Origin of the sequence: Flavobacterium akiainvivens (assembly GCF_001278115.1) — a bacterium.
Classification (GTDB): domain Bacteria; phylum Bacteroidota; class Bacteroidia; order Flavobacteriales; family Flavobacteriaceae; genus Flavobacterium; species Flavobacterium akiainvivens.
Genome location: NZ_LIYD01000005.1, coordinates 3,998,566 through 4,018,493, shown reverse-complemented (window position 1 = coordinate 4,018,493; position 19,928 = coordinate 3,998,566). Strand labels below are relative to the sequence as shown.

Sequence of the window (19,928 nt, the reverse complement as noted above, 5' to 3'; positions counted from 1 at the left end):
CAACTAAATATATATGTCGACAACTACAACGTCTAACGACTTTTTTAAATCAACGGTACTGGGGCACCCTTCCGGGCTTTTTGTACTGTTCTTTACCGAAATGTGGGAGCGTTTCTCGTTCTACGGAATGAGGGTACTTTTAATAAATTTCCTTACAACAGCCATTTTAGGCTCTAACCCCGGCTGGGGCTGGTCGGCCGAAAATGCCGGTGCACTATATGGCACCTATGCCATGCTGCTGTATATTACCCCTATTTTTGGCGGTATTGTAGCCGACCGTTATATTGGCTACCGTTGGGCTGTAGTTATTGGCTCTATAATCATGACGCTGGGCCACGCCGCTATGGCGCTTGACACGCCTGTTATGCTGTATACCGGGCTTGCACTATTGGTTATTGGTACCGGTTTCTTTAAACCAAACATGACCTCTATACTATCTGAAATGTATAAGCAGTTCCCCGAAAGGAAAGACGGTGCCTATACCATTTTCTATATGGGTGTAAATGCAGGCGCCTTCTTTGGTATGATGCTTTGTGGCTACCTTGCCGAAACACAGGGCTGGCACTGGGGCTTTGGCCTTGCCGGTATCTTTATGCTTTTGGGCACACTACAGTTTTGGCTGGCCAAACCGCTTTTTGGCACTATTGGCGATGTACCTTCTAAAGAAAAAAGAATAGCTGAAGAAGCCGCTGCAAAATCTTCTGCAAATGCAGAGGATAAAAGAAACCCTTTTACTATGGTTGATTACGTGCTTATTGCCGTGTCTACCGTATTAGGCCTTTTATATGCTTTTAACGACCCCCTTTCTAAAATTGGCGGCATCAATATGTTTCCGTTTGAAGTAGGTGGTGTTACCGGCCAAAACGTAATTGTGCTTATAGCGCTAATACTGTTCCTTTTCCTTGTTATTACACGTATAGCACGCTACACAACCGTAGTGCGCGACAGGATGGTAGCCGTTATTATCTTTGCATTCTTCACAGTATTCTTCTGGATGTCTTTTGAGCAGGGTGCTTCATCGCTGGTAATTTTTGCCCGCGATAATGTAGACAGGTCGCTTGCCGGCAACTCGCTTGTAGCATTTAACATCATAAACTCACTGCTTACTGTTGTGCCTCTGGCTATTGTTACATGGGTACTTATACTGCTTGCTAAACAAACCTGGAACACCACACCGGCATCTAACATTGTACTTGCCATTTGCTTTATTGGTATTTGGGCTATTGCAGGATGGATGCTGTATCAATACCTTACAGCTGAATCTTCAGAAATAACAGTATCTTGGTTTAGCATACTTAACTCATTCTTTATTATTGCACTTGCATCGGGCGTTTCTAAACTGTGGGATAGCAAGTACAACCCACCTGCAGCCTACAAATATGGCCTTGGCCTTATTATCATGGCAATAGGCTTTGGCCTGCTTGCCTTTGGCGCTTATGGCATTACTACAGGTGTAAAAGTGAGCATGATATGGCTTGTACTGGCCTACCTGTTCCACACACTTGGCGAATTATTCCTTTCACCGGTAGGATTATCTTATGTATCTAAACTGGTACCGGGCAGGATGATTGCCTTTATGTTTGGTATGTGGTACCTTGCTATTGCAATAGGCAACAAGCTTGCGGCCATTCTTGGCGGACAAATTGAAAACATCACTAAAGAGTACTCTCTTTCAACATTTTTCCTGATCTTTACCATTGTTCCGGTTGCGGCAGGCTTAATAGTCATAGCCCTTAACCGACCGCTAAAAAAACTAATGCACGGCGTGCATTAATAAACGGCACAGTATTTGGCTTAAGCACTTAAACATTAAAGACTATGAAAAAATTTATATTGGCACTGGCCTTTACCCTTGGGTTTATAGGCGTTAATGCGCAGGAACAGGAGTGGTATACCGATATGAATAAAGCGGTTGAGCAAAGTGTAGCCACAAAAAAGCCCCTTATGCTGTTTTTTACAGGCAGCGACTGGTGCGGGTGGTGCATGAAACTGCAAAAAGAAGTGTTTAAAACCGAGGAGTTTACTACCTGGGCCAAAGAAAATGTAATACTGGTTGAGCTTGATTTTCCGCGTAGGAAAGAACAGCCGCAGGAAATAAAGGCACAAAATGCCCAGATAAGCCAGGCGTTAAAAGTGCGCGGTTATCCTACGGTGTGGTTTGTAACGGCAGAGAAAAACGCCGAAGGCAAAACCAACCTCAACGCACTGGGCAATACAGGCTATGTAGCCGGAGGCCCTGCCAAGTGGATTGAATCGGCCAACCCGTTTATTAAAAAATCATAACAAGATTATTTCACAGTATAGTATCCCTTTTCGGCAGTAGCATGAAAAGGGATATTTTGTTTTTGGCAGGTAGCGGCCCATCGGGCTACCACGTTTTTATGGCTGGTACCGTCGGCCACTACGTGGGCAGGCTTCAGGTCGTGCAACACACGGTTAAGGTTTACTTTAGTATTCTGTGTAAGCACCAGCACGTCGGGTTTTATTCCGGCAGGATAAACAGCAAGGTTATCGAGCACCAAAACTTTTGTACCGTTGTGCCACAGCAGCTGCCTCATTGGTTTTAACCTCACAGTCGGATTAAAACTGCCTTTGATATAATCAGCAATTACGCGGTTTTGCAGCGCAAGGGTATCAGCACTCATAACGGTAATACCGGCGGGATTTTTCTGCGCAAGCAACGATGATTTGTAGTTGTGGAAAATAACCAGCTCCTCGTCTTCTTTAGCATTGTATGAAGTTATCATGTAGGCAAGCTGAAAGACTATAATACTGCACAGGCACGCCACAGCATATTTAAACCGCCTTTTATACAGCCATTGTACCAACAGCAGTATTACCGCGTACAATAGCACATTCAGCAGCAGCGTAAAAGGGATATTTTTGATTACAAGGCTTTCAAACGAAGCTACCCAGGCAATAAAGCCATTCATAATTTCAATACTGAATTCAAGCGCCTTGCCCACCCATATTGCCACTGCGGGAATGGTAAAATTGAGCAGCAGTGTTGCAATACCCAGCCCCAATACCAGGTTAGACAGCGGTATTACCACCACATTAGCCAGTAAAAACAATAACGGAAACTGGTTAAAATAATACAGCGTAACGGGCAGTACCCCCACCTGTGCTATAAACGATATAGCAACGGTATCTTTAACCCACTGTAAGGCTTTATATTTAGAACGCTTCAGCCTGTTGTACAGCGGTTGCAGCCCCACAATGGCAAACACGGCGAGGTAACTGAGCTGGAAACCGGCATCAAATAAAAAGGCAGGTTTGGCAATAAGCAGCAACAGCATAGATACTGCCAGCGAGTTGTAAATATTTGCCCTGCGGTTTAGGGCATCGCCTGCCATTACAATGGTAAACATTACCACCGCACGCACCACAGAGGCCGATAATCCGGTAATAAACGCAAAGCCCCACATAAGCCCCAACACAATAATAAAATGCCCCACATTACCTAATTTAGGCACGCGCTTTAATGGGGCAAGCAGCCTGCTCAGCGCCCAGAACAACAGTGCAAAGTGCAGGCCTGATATGGCCAGTATGTGCACCACCCCTGCACTGGTGTAGCTATCGGTGGTTTGTTTATCCATATCCTGCCGCTGGCCGAACAACAGCGCATTGATAACCTGTAGCGTTTGCGGTTTAAAATTATGGATGGAGAAGCTGCCTATAAGCCTGTCACGAAGCTTCTGTATGTAGTAACTAAAATCACGCTCCTGCCCTGCAATAATATAATTGCCCTTAAGGTTTATTTGGTGGAATACATCCTGCTTAGCCATGTAAGCAGCATAATCAAACTGGTAGGGGTTGCGGGCATTGGTTATGGGTTGGGGAGAACCTGCTACAAAAAGCACATCGCCGGGGTGCAGGGTCTTGGCAAATTTGTCTTTGGGCATGTTTACCAAAATAGTCCCCACGGCAGGCTGCTTATCTACAGCCGTAACCTCAAGGTAATATTTTTCGGAATACTTATTTGGTTTAAGCCTTTCAGATATTACTCCCCTGATTACGGGGTTTTCAATTTTGGCATGGGTATAATGCAAGCCTTTATTGGGCCCGAAATGGAGGTATTGCACCGCCATGCCCAGTGAAAATGCCAGCAACCAGGCAGCTACGGTAAACCACGGTTTTTGCAGCAGCACTTGTTTAGACTGCCACCATGCAGTAAGCAATAATAAGGCTGAAAGTAAAGCACAAATCAGCACAACGCTTTTATCAGGCTGCAAATAGCCTGCAAAAATGCCCAGTGCCGTAAAAAATGTTATGGGGATTATGGGGTATTTCAATATCATAAGTGCAGCGGATATTGAAATACCATATACTACTGTATGTCGTCTATAACCCTGTTTGCCTGAACATACGTTTTAATGTAATACGGCTCGTTCATAGACGAAACTATTACACCGCTGCTCAGGGTTGAGTGTATAAACTTAACCTCGCCCTCCTCGGTAACTTCGGTTACAAGGCCCACGTGGTTAACGCGTTTTTTATAAGGGTTGTTGTCAAAAAACAGCAGGTCGCCTTTTTTAACCTCGCCAAGCTTTATTTCATGCCCGGCATTAGCGGCCATATCAGCAGAGCTGCGCGGTAATGTTACATCAAAAATCTGGAATGTGGCATACACCATGCCAGAGCAGTCCATACCTGCCGGGGTTGTGCCACCGCCACGGTAACGCACGCCTTCAAACTGCATGGCGTTGTTTACTACCTGCTGGGCAAAGTAGCTTTCATAAGGGTCTGGGGTAAAACCGGCCGGGGTAGGTTCGTCTTTAACTGCTACTTCCTCTTTTTTGGCCTTTTTGTTTTTCTTAGGTTCTTCTTTTTTAGCAGGCTTTTCAGCTTTAGCTGGAGCCGCTGAAACTGCCGGGGCAGGCGCTACATTTGCCGTAAGGGCATCAACCGCGGCTACGGTTTCCTGCCTTACCTGTGATTTTTGCTGCGAAGAAGAGGTTGGGATTTTTGCCGATGACGGTTTTTCAGCATACGAATAAATGCCTTTCGCCTGGGCTTCCTTCTTAGAGGTTACAATTTGCGCGGTAACGCTAAATGAGGTAATCAGTAATAGTAAGGTAAGTGACAGGGATTGGATATGCTTCAAAACTTTTATTTTTTCAAATTCGACTTGGTTTTTTACAAATATAAGAAAGTTAGATTAATATAAAATTAAGAATCTATGTTAAATCTTTGACTATGAGCTGCGCCACCCTGCTGCTTGCCCCTGCCCCACCCAGCTTTTCTTCCAGTAAATCATACTGTTTCAGCAGGTTTTGGCGGGTATCGGGCGCTAAAATTTTTAACAGTTCGGCCTGTATATTTTTTTTATTGAGCTCACTTTGTATAAGTTCTTTTACCACCTCTTTATCCATAATAAGATTTACAAGTGATATGTATTTTAGCGTAATAACGCGCTTTGCAATCTGGTAGCTAATCCAGCTGCCGCGATAGCACACTACTTCCGGCACTTTAAACAAAGCGGTTTCCAGCGTTGCCGTGCCCGATGTTACCAGTGCTGCATGCGCAACGCTAAGCAAATCATAGGTTTTGTTGTTTACAAAATGTACCCGAGGATTGGTTAAAAACTGCTTGTAAAAATCATATTCCTGCGCGGGGGCGCCTGCTATTACAAACTGGTAATCCGGAAAATCATCTACAACCGAAAGCATCAGTTCCAGCATTTTTGCAATTTCCTGCTTGCGGCTTCCTGGCAGTAAGGCAATAACAGGGCGGTGGTCGAGCCCGTTTTCTTTTATAAACGCTTCCTTATCGGTCGGGGTGCGGTTGTGTATGGCATCAATAAGCGGATGGCCTACAAATTCTACCGCAAAATTGTGTTTTTGCTCATAAAACTCCTTTTCAAACGGCAGGATAATGTACATTTTATCTACATCGCGCTTAATGGCCTTAATGCGGTTTTCTTTCCACGCCCATATTTGCGGTGATATGTAATAATGTGTTTTAATACCCAGTTCTTTAGCCCATTTAGCAATACGCATGTTAAAGCCCGGATAGTCTATAAACACAATAACATCGGGTTTAAAAGCCAGTATGTCTTCTTTACAAAGTTTTATATTTTTAAGGATGGTACCCAGGTTAGCCACCACTTCGGCAAAGCCCATAAAAGCCAGGTCGCGGTAGTGCTTAACGAGCGTTCCGCCTGCTGCCTGCATAAGGTCGCCGCCCCAAAAGCGTATATCAGCCTGTGGGTCGGCCTTATAAAGTTGCTTCATAAGGTTGCTGCCGTGCAGGTCTCCGCTGGCCTCGCCCGCTATGATGTAGTATCTCATTGCCTTTTGGTTTTCAGCAAAAATACTGTTTTTGTTTATAATTTACATTTTAGTGTAGGTAAGAGTCGCGCCATATAAAAATATGGAGGTATCGGCAAAGTTGCCATAACCGGGCACATAATCGTCCGACTCATAATTTAAAGTAGCCGTAAGTGTGTTGCCATTTAGCACATAAGTTGCCGTGCGGTTGTATGTGGGGGTTGAGGCATAGCTAAACGTTACATTACTACCCTGCTGTATGTAAGATGTTAGCTCAGGGCCATCGCTTTCAGAAAGGCAATGCCCGGTAAATACTGCTGTATTTGAAGCTCCAAAAATTATAGATGTTGTATCAAAACAAGAGGTTTCATCAAGATGGTTTTCGGAAATAACACCATCGCCATTGGCATCATAAGCTATATTATCGGGCAGTACAATTTTTGTGAGTACCCATGTGCCTCCTACCGGCTGGGCATTATTGTTATCATCATCAGAACACGAAACAAACAGTACTGAGGCAAGTGCGGCGAATAACGTAATCTTTTTCATGGATTGTTTTTTTTGGTTCAGGAAATTACTTACAAACATTATGCCGCAATAACCTACAACTAAAACACATCTACCAGCACCACATCTACTGCAAGATAATTGGCATCGGCTATATGGTGGCCATAACCCATGAGGTCGTTCATATACCCAACGTCTACCACCATGCGAGGAACCGGCACATAGGTATAATACAGGCAAAAACGGCTCTCTTTATATTCATAATTACCCCAGCTACCGTGTTCATCAGCAATTGAAAAGAGCGCTTCGGCAGTACCGGTTAAGCCATTTCCATCATTACCTAACGGCATCCACACACCGGCTTTAACCCTGGTGCGCAGTTGCAGCTCATAGCTTTGGGCATTAAAGTCAGGTGCAAAAAACTCGCGCACTTCCTGCCTCAGCGTAAGCGAATACTTGCCGCCGTTATTGCCCTTAAAGCTATAGGCCAGCCTGCCATAAGCCCTGAACTCCTGTTTTATAGCAGGGTGTTCTAAATGATATGGGTATGCATCAGTATACTGGCTTTGCCTGCGGTAGCTCATGGCATAGCTGTATTTAAAATGGGTAGAAAGGGTATGGTATACCTCGGCATTCAGCACGCCTATAGAGGGTTTATCTAAAGGGTTATCGCTACCCGGCCCGCTAATCCTGCCCATACCGGCATATACAGTTATTGCATTAAGGCTGTCCAGCTGTTCTTTTACACCCAGGGCCGTCCACACGGCGGTATTTGTATCCCCCAGCCCCGGCGGGCTTATCTGGCCTTTGGTGGTATTTACAAAAAACAGAACAACTACTAACGCTACAATCTTTTTCATATCCTCAAATTGTTATATACCGCAAGTTGGCACTACAATCTGGAAAGAATCTGGATTTTGATAAAACAGGGCAAAAAAAACACCCCCGCACATGGCAGGGGTACAATTTCTTTAGGTAAGATGATTACTGTTTGGTAAACACAGTAGTAGTGTTACCCCATTCTTCGTCTACCTCAGATGCAGTCATAGTGTTGCCTGATTTGGTAAACTCAACAACATATTCGCCTACAGTAACAGCTACAGTATTACCATCCTGAACATAAGTTCCGTTTTGTGCAGGCTGTATCTCGCAGGTTAGGTCTTCGGCTGTAGCATCAAAGGTAAACTCTTCTGCATACAGCACAACTGTGTTGTTAGCGCCAAATACCAGCTTGGTATTACCAAAGCAGCCTGTTTCGGCAATAAGGTTTGTAGAAGCATTACCATCCATGTTAATGTCTACCGGAGTGCCGGATGTTAAGGCTGTTACTTTCCAGGTGCCGCCAAGGCTTACTGCTGTGTTTGCCGAATCGTCGTCGCTGCATGAAGCCATTACTGCTGCCATAGAGGCAAATAAAAGAACTTTTTTCATTGTTGATTGATTTAAATGATTGATGATTAATTGTTCTCCATCTAAACGAACACAAAACACTTTTGTAACAAAATTTTTGAAAAAAGTTATTTTTAACAGCACAAGAATACATCAAAACACTAAAAATCAAAACCTTAACCTAAATAAATATTTTTAACTTTTTACTTAACTCTTTCTCTAATAACATAATTATATATTGCAAAACTGTAACATTTATTCACATATAGCTACCTATTTTAGTATAGAGTATTTTTATTAGCCCTTTAGTAATATTGAAATAAGAGTTGTACTTTTACGTTAGTTAACTATACAATACAGGCAGTGCCCATGCTGTAGATTATCCCCTAAAATTTTTGGCACGCTTTTTATTGTACCTATTACCACCAGAGAATTGAAATGAAAGCTTTTTTAAGATTTATGAAGAGAAACTATAAATTTGCGCTGGTTGCCCTTGCAGGCAGCGCACTGCTTAGCTGTACGCTTTTTGCCCAGGGCAAAGGCAATACAGACAAAGACAAGACGCTTATTGACCTGCTTACCTATGTAATAGAAAACGGCCATTACAGCCCCGCAACTATAGACGACAACTTTAGTAAAGGTGTTTACAAATCATACCTTGAGTCGCTTGACCCAAGCAAGAGGTTTTTTACACAGGCCGACGTAGCGGAGTTTGCCAAATATGAAACCCTGCTTGACGACCAGATTAAAGACCGCGATGTAAGCTTCTTTAACCTTACATATGACCGTCTTGTTACACGCACCAAGGAAGCCGAAAAATACTACCGCGATATTCTTGCAAAGCCATTTGACTTTAGCAAAAACGAAAGCATTAACGTAGATTATGAAAAGCAGCCGTACCCAAAAAACGATGCCGCACTGCGCGAGCGTTGGGAAAAGCAGCTTAAGCTATCGGTACTTTCATCGGTAACCGATAAAGAAAAGCTACAGGCAGGCACTGCAGATAAGGCCGATGCTAAAAACGAACCGGCTGCTACCAAACCTGACACCAAAAACAAATCGTTTGCAGAGCTTGAAAAAGAAGCCCGCGAAGCAACCCTTAAGTCGCTTAACGAGTACTTTGAGTTTGTAGACGGCATTAAGCGCGACGAATGGTTTAGCATATACCTGAACTCTATTGTAGAGCGTTTTGACCCGCACACGTTCTATTTCGCACCAGACGAAAAAGAGAAGTTTGACACCAGCATGAGGGGTTCCCTTGAAGGTATTGGTGCACGCCTGCAAAAGAAAGGCGAGTATATTGAAATATCTGAACTTATACCGGGCGGCCCTGCATGGAGAAGCAAAGAGCTTGAACAAGGCGACATGATTATGAAAGTGGCCCAGGGCAAAGACGACGCTATTGATATTGCCGGTATGAGGCTTGACGATGTGGTTAAGAAAATTAAAGGCCCTAAAGGCACAGAAGTGCGCCTTACCGTTAAAAAGGTAGACGGCAGCATAAAGGTATACTCTCTTGTGCGTGAGGTGGTAGAGATTGAAGAAACCTATGCCAAGTCAAGCATTGTAAACAAGAACGGCAAAAAATACGGTATTATTTACCTGCCTAAATTTTACATTGACTTTGAAAACCAGGACAACCGCGACGCTGCCAAAGATATGGCCGTTGAAGTTGAAAGGCTTAAAAAGGAAGGTGTTGAAGGCCTTATTATAGACCTTAGGGATAATGGCGGCGGATCGCTTAAAACCGTGGTAGATATTGCAGGGCTATTTATAAATAAAGGCCCTGTTGTACAGGTGCGCGAACGCGATAAGAGCGCAAAGGTGCTTAACGACACCGACTCTAAAATACAGTGGGACGGCCCGCTTGTAGTACTGGTTAACAACTTCTCGGCATCGGCATCAGAGATTTTTGCAGCAGCGATACAGGATTATAACCGCGGCCTGATATTGGGCAGCAAGCAAACCTATGGTAAAGGTACTGTTCAGAATATTTATGACCTGAACAACTTTATGCGTAGCAGCAGCTTTGGCGACCTGGGTGCCATTAAAATTACCACCCAGAAGTTTTACCGTGTAAACGGCGGTTCTACCCAGCGCGAAGGCGTTAAGAGCGATGTTGTGCTTCCGGATAAATATACGTATGTAGATATAGGCGAACGCGACAGCGACAACGCACTACCTTGGGACAAAATACCGGTAGCCGACTTTAAGCGCCTTAATAATGACTTTAGCTCGGTAATTGCTAACAGCAAAAAAAGGGTGGCTGCTAACCCTCAGTTTAAACTGATGGACGAAAATGCACACTTTGTTAACGACAAGAAAGACGAAAACACCTTTAGCCTTAACATAGATAAGTTTAAGGCCGAGCAGGATAAGAGCGATGCTTTTGCCAATAAGTTTAAAGAGCTGAACAAGTACAAAAACAACCTTGTATTTGAGGCCCTGCCTTATGAAAAAGAAGCCTTTAAAAAAGACCCTGCCCTTGGTGAGAAAAAACAGGCCTGGTATGACAGCCTGAGCAAAGACATATATGTAGAAGAAGCGCTTAACGTACTGAATGACATGCAAAACAGCCCTACAAAAACGGCCATAAACATGAACCAGGAAAAGCAGCTTAACAAAACCCGATAAGCTTTAAATGGATAAAACCGGTAAATCGCTTACAGGCTTGGCGCTCCAAAAGTTCCGCAGGAACCTTTGGGGCGTTTTAAGTTTTATATTCATAACACTGCTGCTGCTTGTGGCGGTGTTTGCCTATGTGCTGGCACCCGATAAAACCGCTAACGCCAACTGGGGCGACCTGGCCATACACAGCAAGCCACCGGGCTTTACCGTTACCATGCTGCGCCTGCCGGGCAACGGTAACCGCACAATGGCTTTTAGCGAATATTTTACCGGCATTAAAAACCCGCAGCCTAAAGTACCCATACTTAACTATGCCATAAACGGCGACAGCATTACCTTTCGCGAGTATAGTACTGACCCCGACCTTTCGGTCACCAAAACACTACCGCTGTCAGAATTCAGCCTAACAGATGGCAAAACCTTTGAAAAGGAATACATATCGCAACAAAAATTCCTGCTGGGTACCGATAGCCAGGGCCGCGACCTGCTAAGCAGACTTATTATAGGCAGCAGGGTATCGCTCTCAATAGGTTTTGTGGCTGTATTGATATCTTTAGTAGTTGGCATCTTTTTCGGGGCTATAGCAGGCTATTATGGCGGCAAGGTAGATGCTTTTGTTATGTGGCTGGTAAACATCATCTGGTCCATCCCTACCCTACTGCTGGTTATTGCTATAACACTGGCACTGGGTAAAGGGTTCTGGCAGGTGTTTGTAGCTGTAGGCCTCACCATGTGGGTAGAAGTAGCACGCGTAGTACGCGGGCAGGTAATGAGCATTAAGCAAATGCAGTTTGTTACTGCCGCACGGGCACTGGGCTACCGCAACGGGCGCATTATCTTTAACCATATACTACCCAACAGCATGGCACCGGTTATTGTAATATCTGCCGCCAACTTTGCTAGCGCCATACTGGTTGAAAGCGGCCTTAGTTTCCTGGGGCTTGGCGCACAGCCGCCTGTACCCAGCTGGGGCGGCATGATAAAAGACCACTACAACTACATTATATTAGGCAAACCGTGGCTGGCAATGGCCCCGGGTATTGCCATGTTATTGCTTGTATTAGCCTTTATGATGGCCGGTAATGCCCTGCGTGATGCGCTGGATGTAAAATCAGAGTAAGCCTAACAAAACAACTGAGATAACGGCAACCAAAATTAATTCACCATCGAAAAGTATTTGTAGCTTCACTTACACTTCAGAAAAAAAGCATCCATTTATAAAACACAAACTCACAAGGTAAACGAAGAAAAGGTACACATACGCCCACAAAGTCTTGTGAATCTGAAAGGCAGGAATGCATTCCTACGTTTTAAACAGGAAAAAATCGCATAAAACATACACTCTTTAACCACACAAAAAAGCAACTCAAAAGCTCTAACATCAGCCCATAAAAAAATCCACCCGAAGGTGGATTTCTTATTTTATAATGTAAGGTTCTTAGTTAAACTGGAACCTGTTGTCTTCAATATCAGCAGCATCCTTCATAGCCTGTGTAAGCCTTGACTCAGCCATGTTGCGTGCCTGAGAGTTTGCGCTGTTTATTAGTGATGTATAGTTAGGCAGTTCAGCCGCTTTTTCAACCGACTTAGTTGTTACCATATAAACACCAGATACACCATCTATAAGCTGAGATGTTTTGCCGGCAGCAAGGCCAAATGCCTTACCTACCACTTTAGGTTCAACACCTACACCGCTTATCATTGGGTTAGAGAACGCAATACCTGTAGCATTAGCAATGCTTGAGCCTGATGCTTTAGAAACAGCATCAAGTGTAGTACCTGCCATTTTCTTACGGATGATTTCAGCTTTCTTTTCATTACGCACTAAAGGAAGAACCGAAACTTTAGCCTGCTCAAGAGAGATAAGGCCGTTATCGTTTATGTTTTTAAGCCTTGCTACTACGCGGCCACCGTTAGAGGTATCAAATATTTTAACATCGCCCACTTTAGTATCGCCGTCATAAGCCCAACGCACAAGCGCCCTAAGAGCACCTACACCCGGTACAGCCTCATCATAAGACCTAAGTCCGTTAGCCGGGGTTGGGGTAAAGCCACCTGCTTTTGCAAGGTCTTCAAATTTCTTACCATTCCTGGCATCCATTTCAAGTTTAGTAGCTTTGTTAAAGTTTTCGGTAACTGTTTTCTCGCTTGGGTTAGTTTTAACCGCAATTGTTGCTACCTGTATACCTTCATATTTATCAAGTATCCTGATTACGTGGAAACCAAAGTCAGTTTCAACCACACCGGTCTTGCCTATTGGGTTATCAAAAATAAACGCATCAAAAGTAGGTACCATCTGGCCTTTTGGTATGTTATCATAAATACCCTGGTTAGCAAGAGAACCTTTGTCTACAGAGTTTTCAGCCACAAGCTGGCCCATTGCAGAAGGGTTAGCGTTAACCTGCACAAGAAGCTGGTCTGCCTTGGCTTTAGCCTCTTCTTTAGTCATTGTAATAGAAGGATCCGGAGCTTTACCGCCTGTGTAACCAATAAGTATGTGCTGAGCCTTAACTGTAGCACCCGGTTTTTTAGACATCATACGGGTTAGCTTGTAGCTGCCGTTGTCTTTGTACGGACCAAAAACCTGGCCTACCGGAGTATTGTATATCTGCTCACTAAACTCAGCCGGAAGCTGTGCTTTAGTTACATAAACAGTATCATAAGGTGTATCTGAAGCCTCGCTAACAAACTGTGCTACCTGGCTTGCAGGGATTGAAGCAAAACCGGCAATAGTATCGTTTTTAGCTGTTTCAGCGTTATATTTTACTTTAGGAAGCAGGAAGCTTTCAATTTCTTTTTTAGCATCAGCCTCATCCTGTGCAGATGGCTTGTTGTCTATAAGCACATACTCAACATCGCGTGTTGGCTCTGCCTTATATTTCTTGGCATCTTTTTTCATGTAGGCAAGAAGCTCCTCATCGGTAACTTTTACCTGGTCATCGTTTACAGTATTGTAAGGCACATACACATAGTCAAAGTTAACTTTATCGTTATCCTGGGCATAGCGTTGCTTACCTTCAATATTTGTAGTAAAGAAACCACCTTTAACCATGTTTACATACACCTGCCTTTTGGCAAATGCTTCAACTTTTGGCCTTGAAGCCTCAAAGTTTTGGTATAGTGCGGGATTATCTTTTTTAAGGTTTACAAGAAACTCATTAAACTTAGCCTTGTCAAACTGGCCAAGGGCATTCATGAATTGTGGCTGCTGGCCGTAAGACTGGCCATAAACATCAAAAATGTGGTCTTTACCCACAAGGATGCCTGCTTTTTCAATCCTTTCGTTATAAAGAATAGTTTCTACTTCCCTGTTAAAGATAGAGTTTGTAGCCTGTGTAGAGCTTCCGCCCTGCATGCCCTCTAATTCTCTTTTAAAATCACTTGCAGGGATGTCTGTACCGTTTACGCTGCCTATGTTCCTGGTTACACCAAAGCCTCCGCTGTTAATGATGTCGCCAATGATAAAGGCAAGCAAGCAAAAGCCTATGATACCGATAAGCAGTATTGAGCGCTCCCTGATTTTAGATAAAACCGCCATTTTTATTATTGTTAAATTTTATTTCAGTGGGCGAAAATACAATTATCTGTTTAATAATAAAAATAGTGGCGTTATTTTTTAAAGAAGTTTTGAAGCAAATTACACCGATTGCGAAACAATCTTTACCAACTCTATGTATTTTGCCGAAGCCTGCTGTATAACAAGGCTGTATTTACCTACAGAAATGCTATGCCCCACCGCCGGAACACCACCGCAATGGTGCACAATAAGGCCGCCTAAAGTACTGTACAAATCGCTTTGGGGAAGGTTAAAACCATATTGGGTATTGAGCACCTCAACATCATACCGCGCAGAAAAAAGCCATGCACCACCTGATTGCTGCTCTGCCACCAGGGTTTCTTCGTTATCGTGCTCGTCTTCAATCTCGCCAAAAAGTTCTTCTATAATATCTTCAACGGTAACAATACCCTCTGCCCTGTCGTTTGCACCGGCCACCACCGCCATGCTCCTGCCTGCACGGGTAAGCCGCGTTAGCAGCTCTTTTATGTACACCTCTCCCGAAATTTTTTCAACCGGCAATGTTATGCTTTTTACATCAGGCGGATTTTTAAACAACTCAAAAGAGTGCACATAGCCCACCACATTGTCAGGATTATCTTTATATACCACAATCTTGCTGTAATCAGTATCCAGGAAAAGCTGGCGCAGCTCGTCAACCGTATCGTTAATTTCTACAGCTGCAAGCTCAGTTTTGGGCGTCATGATGGCTTTTGCCTTTACGGCAGAAAAAACCAGTGCGTTACGAAAAATCTGCACCTCGGTATCAGCCTCCTCATCTTCTTCGGCTTGTTGCTGCGTAACATAGCTGCCCAGTTCGCCACGGCTAAAAAGGCCGGTATCGCGGTGCGCTTTTGTACGGAACAACTTTACAAGCACAAAGTCAGACACCCCTATAACCACCTTAGACACCCACGAAAACAGCAAGTAAAACCCATAAGCCGGCACCGCCAGCAGTTTTATAATGCGGTTGGCATATACCTGAAAAAACACTTTGGGTAAAAATTCAGCAGTTATAAGCAGTATGGCTGTAGCGATAACCGTTTGCAGCAATAACTGCAACAACTTGTGCCAACCAAGGCTGTGGGGCGCAAACCAGTTTAACACCACTCCGCCCATGTAGTAGCTGTAAATAACCAAGGCTATGCTGTTGCCCACCAGCATGGCAGCCACAAAACGCGACGGGTTTTGCGTAAGGCGCGATAAAATTTTAGAAAGAAAGGCATCCTGCTGTTTCTCTACCTCAAGGTATACCTTATTGGCAGAAACATAGGCAATTTCCATACCCGAAAAAAAGGCTGAAAGCAACAGGCATATTATGATTACTGCTGCCTCCATAAGCGTTATTTTTTAGGACCCTGGCCGGGGTTTGTATATCTTTTATAGGATTTTCTGCGGATGAAAAACATGGCAACAGCCGCCACAGCAAGCAATGCCGACGGAATATAATCTGCACCTTCGGCATAACGGGTTATGGCATCAATAATAAAAATTATTGCCACCCCAAGAAAGGCATACGGTAAGTATTTAAAATAAAGCATTAGTTAAGATTGTTAAGCTGCCCGCTATTTTGCTGCATATTGACTACTTTAAAGTCTTTACTGAAGTCTATGCCGGGGCCTTCGTAATATCCGCCTTTGTTATCGGTAAATTTAAAGTTTTTTTCGGTATAAAACCACTGGTTTTTCTGGTCATAATACAACTGCGGCGCGGTAAGCCTATTACCATCATTACTGGTAATTTTTACATTGCCCTGCATATCTATTATATCTGTACCTTCATAACGAATGGCATAATCTGCCACCACAAAGGTTTGCTGCCCCTGCGCATCATACAGCGTAAGGTCTACCCCATCAGGAAACTCATTAAAACCGTACTGCAAATGGGTGTAATCCAGCATTTTTTTGCTTTTAAGCACAGCCTGCACCTTACCCCCTTCGGTATACTTAAGGTTTATATTTTCAGAAACACCCACAGGGTTAAAGGTAACACTACCCATGCGCTGCACCTCTTTAAGGTTGCTTTCGCACGCGGTTAGCGCCAGCACGCCCAGGCATAATATGGCAAAACGTTTTATCATTTTACTTTAGGCACAGTAACGGTTTCATTAATCCAGCAACCGTAGGTTATGGTATCGCCCTTGCTTTTCTTGGCTACTTTAAGGTCTTCTTTAGTAGGCACTTTAGCTTCATACCTTTTTAGCAATGCCGCCACCGACGGTTTTAGCTTAGGCTCTGCTGCCTCAGCTTTTTTAGCGGTATCTATAGCCAGCCAAAGCAACGCTTTACGATCGAAATCGCTCAACTCGCAGCCACCGCCACCGGCATACATTTCGGCAAGTTTAAGATAAGGGCTGCCATCTTTAGGATTAAAAGAAGCCGCCTTAAGCAGATATGATTTTGCAGCCGCCCTGTCGGTATTGCGGTAGTTAGCGGCAATAGTAAGGTAAATTTTAGCCTTACCAACTGAATCAGCCTCAAAAGTTATGGCTTTTTCATAATAAGCAGCACTCTCTTTTGGATCGGCATACAAACGGCTTAAATTACCCAACAGCAATGCCGTATCAAGGGATGGGCTTAGCTTATCGAGCTCAACCGCTGCATTGTATAATACAGGAGTAGGCTTGCAGGCTTTAGACATTACAGCCACAAGGCCACCAAGCCACGCCTTATCGGTTTTGTTTTTTTCAAACAGGCCTTTGTAGTAGCCTTCAAGCTTTTCGCAAGATATATTCTTTGGAAACTGTCCTGCCATGTTATCTGAAACCGCCTTAAGCGCACTAAGGCTTTGCGGGGCTTCTTTAAGAAACAGGGTTTCTTCTTCATCAAGGGACTGGGTTTCTTTTTTGGCTAAAAGCTCTTGTTTTTTCTTTTGAATGAACGCCTGGGCATAAGCGGTTTGCCCGGCCATATCGCCAAATTTGGCTATAAACTGGTCTGCCGTTATACCTTTGTTCCCGGCAGTATAGCGGGCAAGGTACAGGTTAAAATACAGCTCCAGCACATTATAATCTGTAAACGATGTTTTGTTTGCAGCAAAAGCCTCATCTAACAAGCTAAATACCTCGTCATCTTTAGCCAGCTTATTTTCATGAAGGAAAAGCGCCTTTTTTTGCACACCGCCCGTTGCCGGAAAGTTCTTTTCCCAATCGGTATACAAAGCCACAAGGTCAGTAACATACAGGCTGCGGTCGGCGTCAGACTCTGCCGTATCAAGATTGTATTTTACTACCGTTTCGCCAAGGCTGTATACCTTAACATTGTATTTTGGGCATGATTTCCTCAGCCCTGCCAGTATGGGTACAGCCGTTGTGTAATCTTTAGATTGTACAGCCGTACCAAGCGCCTTAAAGTTATCTTCGCATTTAAATTCCTGCGCGTTAACCGCCAAAGCCATAAGGCCGGCAAAAAATACTGAAAGGGCTTTTGTTTTCATACTGTATCTGTTTTATTCGTATTTCCTCTTTATAAACCACCTGTCGTTTAACGAAAGGCTTATAAAGATGTTTACATAATTTTCCTGTATAAGGCCAGAGGCTGTTGTACCCCTACGGCCAATTTCGGCACCTATATTAAGGTTAGAGCTGCCGTAAGACCCCACAACACTGCTTAACGGAAGGCCCACACCAAAAGTAAGGGCCATATCATTAATATTTTCGTTGTTTAGCACAAGGCCTGTTTTTTCATACTTAACACCTGCGCGGTAGGTAATCCTGCTCAGGTAGCTGGTAAACGAGTTGAATTTAGGAATCCAGTAGCCACCCAGCGACATTTTCTGTGATTTTTCGAACGCCACGTTGTCTATACCCTGAAACCTCGCGCTAAGGCTGTTGGCATCCTGAAGGGTAATATCGGCACCGGCAAACCACCTCCTGGCCTGGCCAAAGCCAAAACCACCGGTTACTTTAGACGGCAGGTAAATATCTTCGCTGCCCAGCACATAATCCTGGCTATCTATAACCGATTCCGTTCCGTTAGAGCTTATAGATACCGTAGCAAGGCTGCGGTTTATAGTACTGTTAAGCTTGGTTTCGGGCGTATAGGCACCGCTTACATAAAGCTCCCACTTGTTATTTATACGTTTATGATACATAGCGCCCAGCGTGTATGAATAGCCATCATATTCTGAAGCGTTAGTCTCGCGGGTTGAGTATTGCAGGGCACCGCCCGGCAGGGTTGTAAGCGAACGGGTTTCTATATCGCCAAAGAAATACTGGAACTCGCCCCCTATACTAAAGTTTTCGGTAACGTTAAACGAAGCGCCGCCAAACACCCTGTTAAGGCCGCCCGTACCTTCAAACTCATTATAACGCACATAGCCATCTGCAGGGTCGGGCTGTGTAGTATTGTTTATTCTGTAACCTACCGCCGAATACGGCATGATACCAAATGCAAAACCAAACCTTTTTACCGGTATGGCCACCGCAATATAGTCTACCGTAGTACGGCCAGACCTGTCGCTGCCCTCATTAGTCTTAAAACCGGTTGAAGACGTAGTACCCCCTATTGTAAAGGTGGTTAATTTTAACGCTGAATATCCTGCCGGGTTTTGCAGGTTTACGTGTATACTATCGGGCAGTATGCCCACACCGCCCATAGCGCGGTTTTCGTTTGTTCCTTTAAATTTTATATCGCCAATGCCGTAATAAGAATATGGAGATGCACTATTTTGCTGAGCAAAAGCAACACCGGCAAAAAACAGGCAAAAGCCCGCAATAAGGTTTTTAATCATTTCGGTTCGTATAATGGTACAAATGGTTCAAACTTTCCAGCAGGAAATTTGAATTGGCAAAGATGGTGTTTTTTAATCTTTTAGCCAAAAAATCAGCATCGCCGCCCGTTAATATTACCGTTACATCCTGATACTGTTCAACATACTGCTGTACAAAGCCGTCAATTTCATGTAAAAGGCCGTTTACCGCCCCCACGTGCATAGACTGCGCTGTAGAATTGCCTGTGAAACTCTGCGGCATTTCCGGGTATAACAACGGAAGTTTTGCCGTAAAAGTATGCATGGCATTATATCGAAGTTGCAAACCGGGCGAAATAGCCCCACCAAGATAGTCATCTGCACCCGAAACAAAGTCGTAAGTAATGCACGTGCCGGCATCTATAACCAGGCGGTTTTTGCCCGGGTGCTGCAACACCGCACCGGCGGCAAGCACCATGCGGTCTATGCCCAGCGTGGCCGGGGTGGCATACTTATTAGTAAACGGAAACACAGATGTATGATTAATACCCGTAAACAAGGTGTTGTTTTTTAACCATAATAACAGCTCATTTTGCTCTTTCCCTACCGATGAAAGGATGCTTTTTGTGGCGCGGGGGTATTTTTTTAAAATTTCTGCCACCTGTGTTACGGCTTCTTCCTGCGGGAACGAAAATTTCTCCACAAGGGCATTATCCTCAAACACAGCGGCTTTAATTTTTGTATTGCCAATATCTACGGCTAAAAGCATTTTTGTTTTATTAGTACTACAAAGATAGCAATTGATTTTTTTTATCTTTTGTTTTGCATACTCTAAAAACAATTCTATATTTGCACCCGCAAACAAGGTTACTCACGTCTTAATAAAA

17 protein-coding genes are annotated in these 19,928 nt (G+C 44.0%); 4 read left to right on the top strand and 13 right to left on the bottom strand.

Annotated elements, in window-relative coordinates; genetic code table 11:
* The first annotated feature begins 13 nt into the window (after positions 1-13).
* On the top strand, positions 14-1,774 hold the full coding sequence (locus tag AM279_RS17960; protein WP_054409428.1) for a peptide MFS transporter: 1,761 nt from the start codon (positions 14-16) through the stop codon (positions 1,772-1,774).
* A 44-nt stretch (positions 1,775-1,818) separates the two neighbouring features.
* Positions 1,819-2,283 carry a thioredoxin family protein gene (locus AM279_RS17955; protein ID WP_054409427.1) on the top strand — a complete coding sequence of 155 codons (465 nt, stop codon included), beginning with the start codon at positions 1,819-1,821 and terminating at the stop codon, positions 2,281-2,283.
* A 5-nt stretch (positions 2,284-2,288) separates the two neighbouring features.
* Here the strand turns inward: AM279_RS17955 and AM279_RS17950 are convergent, their stop codons facing one another.
* From AM279_RS17950 to AM279_RS17925, 6 genes are all read right to left on the bottom strand, one after another.
* On the bottom strand, positions 2,289-4,301 hold the full coding sequence (locus tag AM279_RS17950) for a ComEC/Rec2 family competence protein (RefSeq protein WP_054409426.1): 2,013 nt from the start codon (positions 4,299-4,301) through the stop codon (positions 2,289-2,291).
* A gap of 29 nt (positions 4,302-4,330) precedes the next feature.
* Positions 4,331-5,107 (bottom strand): C40 family peptidase, encoded by a 777-nt coding sequence (locus tag AM279_RS17945; RefSeq protein WP_054409425.1) that lies wholly within the window; start codon positions 5,105-5,107, stop codon positions 4,331-4,333.
* Positions 5,108-5,180: 73 nt separating this feature from the next.
* Complete coding sequence (lpxB, locus tag AM279_RS17940; RefSeq protein ID WP_054409424.1) at positions 5,181-6,293, bottom strand: lipid-A-disaccharide synthase; 1,113 nt, start codon at positions 6,291-6,293, stop codon at positions 5,181-5,183.
* 42 nt (positions 6,294-6,335) lie between these two features.
* The gene (locus AM279_RS17935) at positions 6,336-6,821 is read right to left on the bottom strand and encodes a hypothetical protein (protein ID WP_054409423.1); all 486 of its coding nucleotides are present in this window, start codon (positions 6,819-6,821) and stop codon (positions 6,336-6,338) included.
* A 59-nt stretch (positions 6,822-6,880) separates the two neighbouring features.
* Positions 6,881-7,639, bottom strand: coding sequence for a DUF2490 domain-containing protein (locus AM279_RS17930; protein WP_054409422.1), 759 nt, complete (start codon positions 7,637-7,639; stop codon positions 6,881-6,883).
* Between the two features lie 124 nt (positions 7,640-7,763).
* Positions 7,764-8,210: a hypothetical protein gene (locus tag AM279_RS17925; RefSeq protein ID WP_143090311.1), complete on the bottom strand. Its 447-nt coding sequence runs from the start codon at positions 8,208-8,210 to the stop codon at positions 7,764-7,766.
* A 396-nt stretch (positions 8,211-8,606) separates the two neighbouring features.
* On the opposite strand from AM279_RS17925, the gene AM279_RS17920 reads away from it, so the two are divergent.
* Positions 8,607-10,802 (top strand): carboxy terminal-processing peptidase, encoded by a 2,196-nt coding sequence (locus AM279_RS17920; protein WP_054409420.1) that lies wholly within the window; start codon positions 8,607-8,609, stop codon positions 10,800-10,802.
* A gap of 7 nt (positions 10,803-10,809) precedes the next feature.
* Entirely contained in the window at positions 10,810-11,916 is a 1,107-nt protein-coding gene (locus tag AM279_RS17915; protein ID WP_054409419.1) for an ABC transporter permease, read from the top strand.
* Between the two features lie 318 nt (positions 11,917-12,234).
* Here AM279_RS17915 and AM279_RS17910 read toward each other — a convergent pair whose 3' ends face one another.
* The 7 genes from AM279_RS17910 to AM279_RS17880 form a co-directional block, all read right to left on the bottom strand.
* Positions 12,235-14,334: a peptidylprolyl isomerase gene (locus AM279_RS17910; RefSeq protein ID WP_054409418.1), complete on the bottom strand. Its 2,100-nt coding sequence runs from the start codon at positions 14,332-14,334 to the stop codon at positions 12,235-12,237.
* Between the two features lie 99 nt (positions 14,335-14,433).
* Positions 14,434-15,690 carry a hemolysin family protein gene (locus AM279_RS17905; protein WP_054409417.1) on the bottom strand — a complete coding sequence of 419 codons (1,257 nt, stop codon included), beginning with the start codon at positions 15,688-15,690 and terminating at the stop codon, positions 14,434-14,436.
* A gap of 5 nt (positions 15,691-15,695) precedes the next feature.
* Complete coding sequence (locus tag AM279_RS17900; protein ID WP_054409416.1) at positions 15,696-15,893, bottom strand: hypothetical protein; 198 nt, start codon at positions 15,891-15,893, stop codon at positions 15,696-15,698.
* Positions 15,893-16,432: an LPS export ABC transporter periplasmic protein LptC gene (lptC, locus tag AM279_RS17895; protein WP_054409415.1), complete on the bottom strand. Its 540-nt coding sequence runs from the start codon at positions 16,430-16,432 to the stop codon at positions 15,893-15,895. The genes AM279_RS17900 and lptC overlap by 1 nt, the downstream gene beginning before the upstream one ends.
* Positions 16,429-17,787: a hypothetical protein gene (locus AM279_RS17890; RefSeq protein WP_054409414.1), complete on the bottom strand. Its 1,359-nt coding sequence runs from the start codon at positions 17,785-17,787 to the stop codon at positions 16,429-16,431. The genes lptC and AM279_RS17890 overlap by 4 nt, the downstream gene beginning before the upstream one ends.
* A 12-nt stretch (positions 17,788-17,799) precedes the next feature.
* Positions 17,800-19,083: a hypothetical protein gene (locus AM279_RS17885; protein WP_054409413.1), complete on the bottom strand. Its 1,284-nt coding sequence runs from the start codon at positions 19,081-19,083 to the stop codon at positions 17,800-17,802.
* Positions 19,076-19,810 (bottom strand): type III pantothenate kinase, encoded by a 735-nt coding sequence (locus tag AM279_RS17880; protein ID WP_054409412.1) that lies wholly within the window; start codon positions 19,808-19,810, stop codon positions 19,076-19,078. The genes AM279_RS17885 and AM279_RS17880 overlap by 8 nt, the downstream gene beginning before the upstream one ends.
* Positions 19,811-19,928 lie beyond the last annotated feature (118 nt).

Excerpts from the sequence above, each read along its gene's own strand:
- AM279_RS17960 (WP_054409428.1), top strand. The coding sequence starts at position 14 with ATGTCGACAACTACAACGTCTAACGACTTTTTTAAATCAACGGTACTG.
- AM279_RS17955 (WP_054409427.1), top strand. The coding sequence starts at position 1,819 with ATGAAAAAATTTATATTGGCACTGGCCTTTACCCTTGGGTTTATAGGC.
- AM279_RS17950 (WP_054409426.1), bottom strand. The coding sequence starts at position 4,301 with ATGATATTGAAATACCCCATAATCCCCATAACATTTTTTACGGCACTG.
- lpxB (WP_054409424.1), bottom strand. The coding sequence starts at position 6,293 with ATGAGATACTACATCATAGCGGGCGAGGCCAGCGGAGACCTGCACGGC.
- AM279_RS17935 (WP_054409423.1), bottom strand. The coding sequence starts at position 6,821 with ATGAAAAAGATTACGTTATTCGCCGCACTTGCCTCAGTACTGTTTGTT.
- AM279_RS17930 (WP_054409422.1), bottom strand. The coding sequence starts at position 7,639 with ATGAAAAAGATTGTAGCGTTAGTAGTTGTTCTGTTTTTTGTAAATACC.
- AM279_RS17925 (WP_143090311.1), bottom strand. The coding sequence starts at position 8,210 with ATGAAAAAAGTTCTTTTATTTGCCTCTATGGCAGCAGTAATGGCTTCA.
- AM279_RS17920 (WP_054409420.1), top strand. The coding sequence starts at position 8,607 with ATGAAAGCTTTTTTAAGATTTATGAAGAGAAACTATAAATTTGCGCTG.
- AM279_RS17915 (WP_054409419.1), top strand. The coding sequence starts at position 10,810 with ATGGATAAAACCGGTAAATCGCTTACAGGCTTGGCGCTCCAAAAGTTC.
- AM279_RS17910 (WP_054409418.1), bottom strand. The coding sequence starts at position 14,334 with ATGGCGGTTTTATCTAAAATCAGGGAGCGCTCAATACTGCTTATCGGT.
- AM279_RS17905 (WP_054409417.1), bottom strand. The coding sequence starts at position 15,690 with ATGGAGGCAGCAGTAATCATAATATGCCTGTTGCTTTCAGCCTTTTTT.
- AM279_RS17900 (WP_054409416.1), bottom strand. The coding sequence starts at position 15,893 with ATGCTTTATTTTAAATACTTACCGTATGCCTTTCTTGGGGTGGCAATA.
- lptC (WP_054409415.1), bottom strand. The coding sequence starts at position 16,432 with ATGATAAAACGTTTTGCCATATTATGCCTGGGCGTGCTGGCGCTAACC.
- AM279_RS17890 (WP_054409414.1), bottom strand. The coding sequence starts at position 17,787 with ATGAAAACAAAAGCCCTTTCAGTATTTTTTGCCGGCCTTATGGCTTTG.
- AM279_RS17885 (WP_054409413.1), bottom strand. The coding sequence starts at position 19,083 with ATGATTAAAAACCTTATTGCGGGCTTTTGCCTGTTTTTTGCCGGTGTT.
- AM279_RS17880 (WP_054409412.1), bottom strand. The coding sequence starts at position 19,810 with ATGCTTTTAGCCGTAGATATTGGCAATACAAAAATTAAAGCCGCTGTG.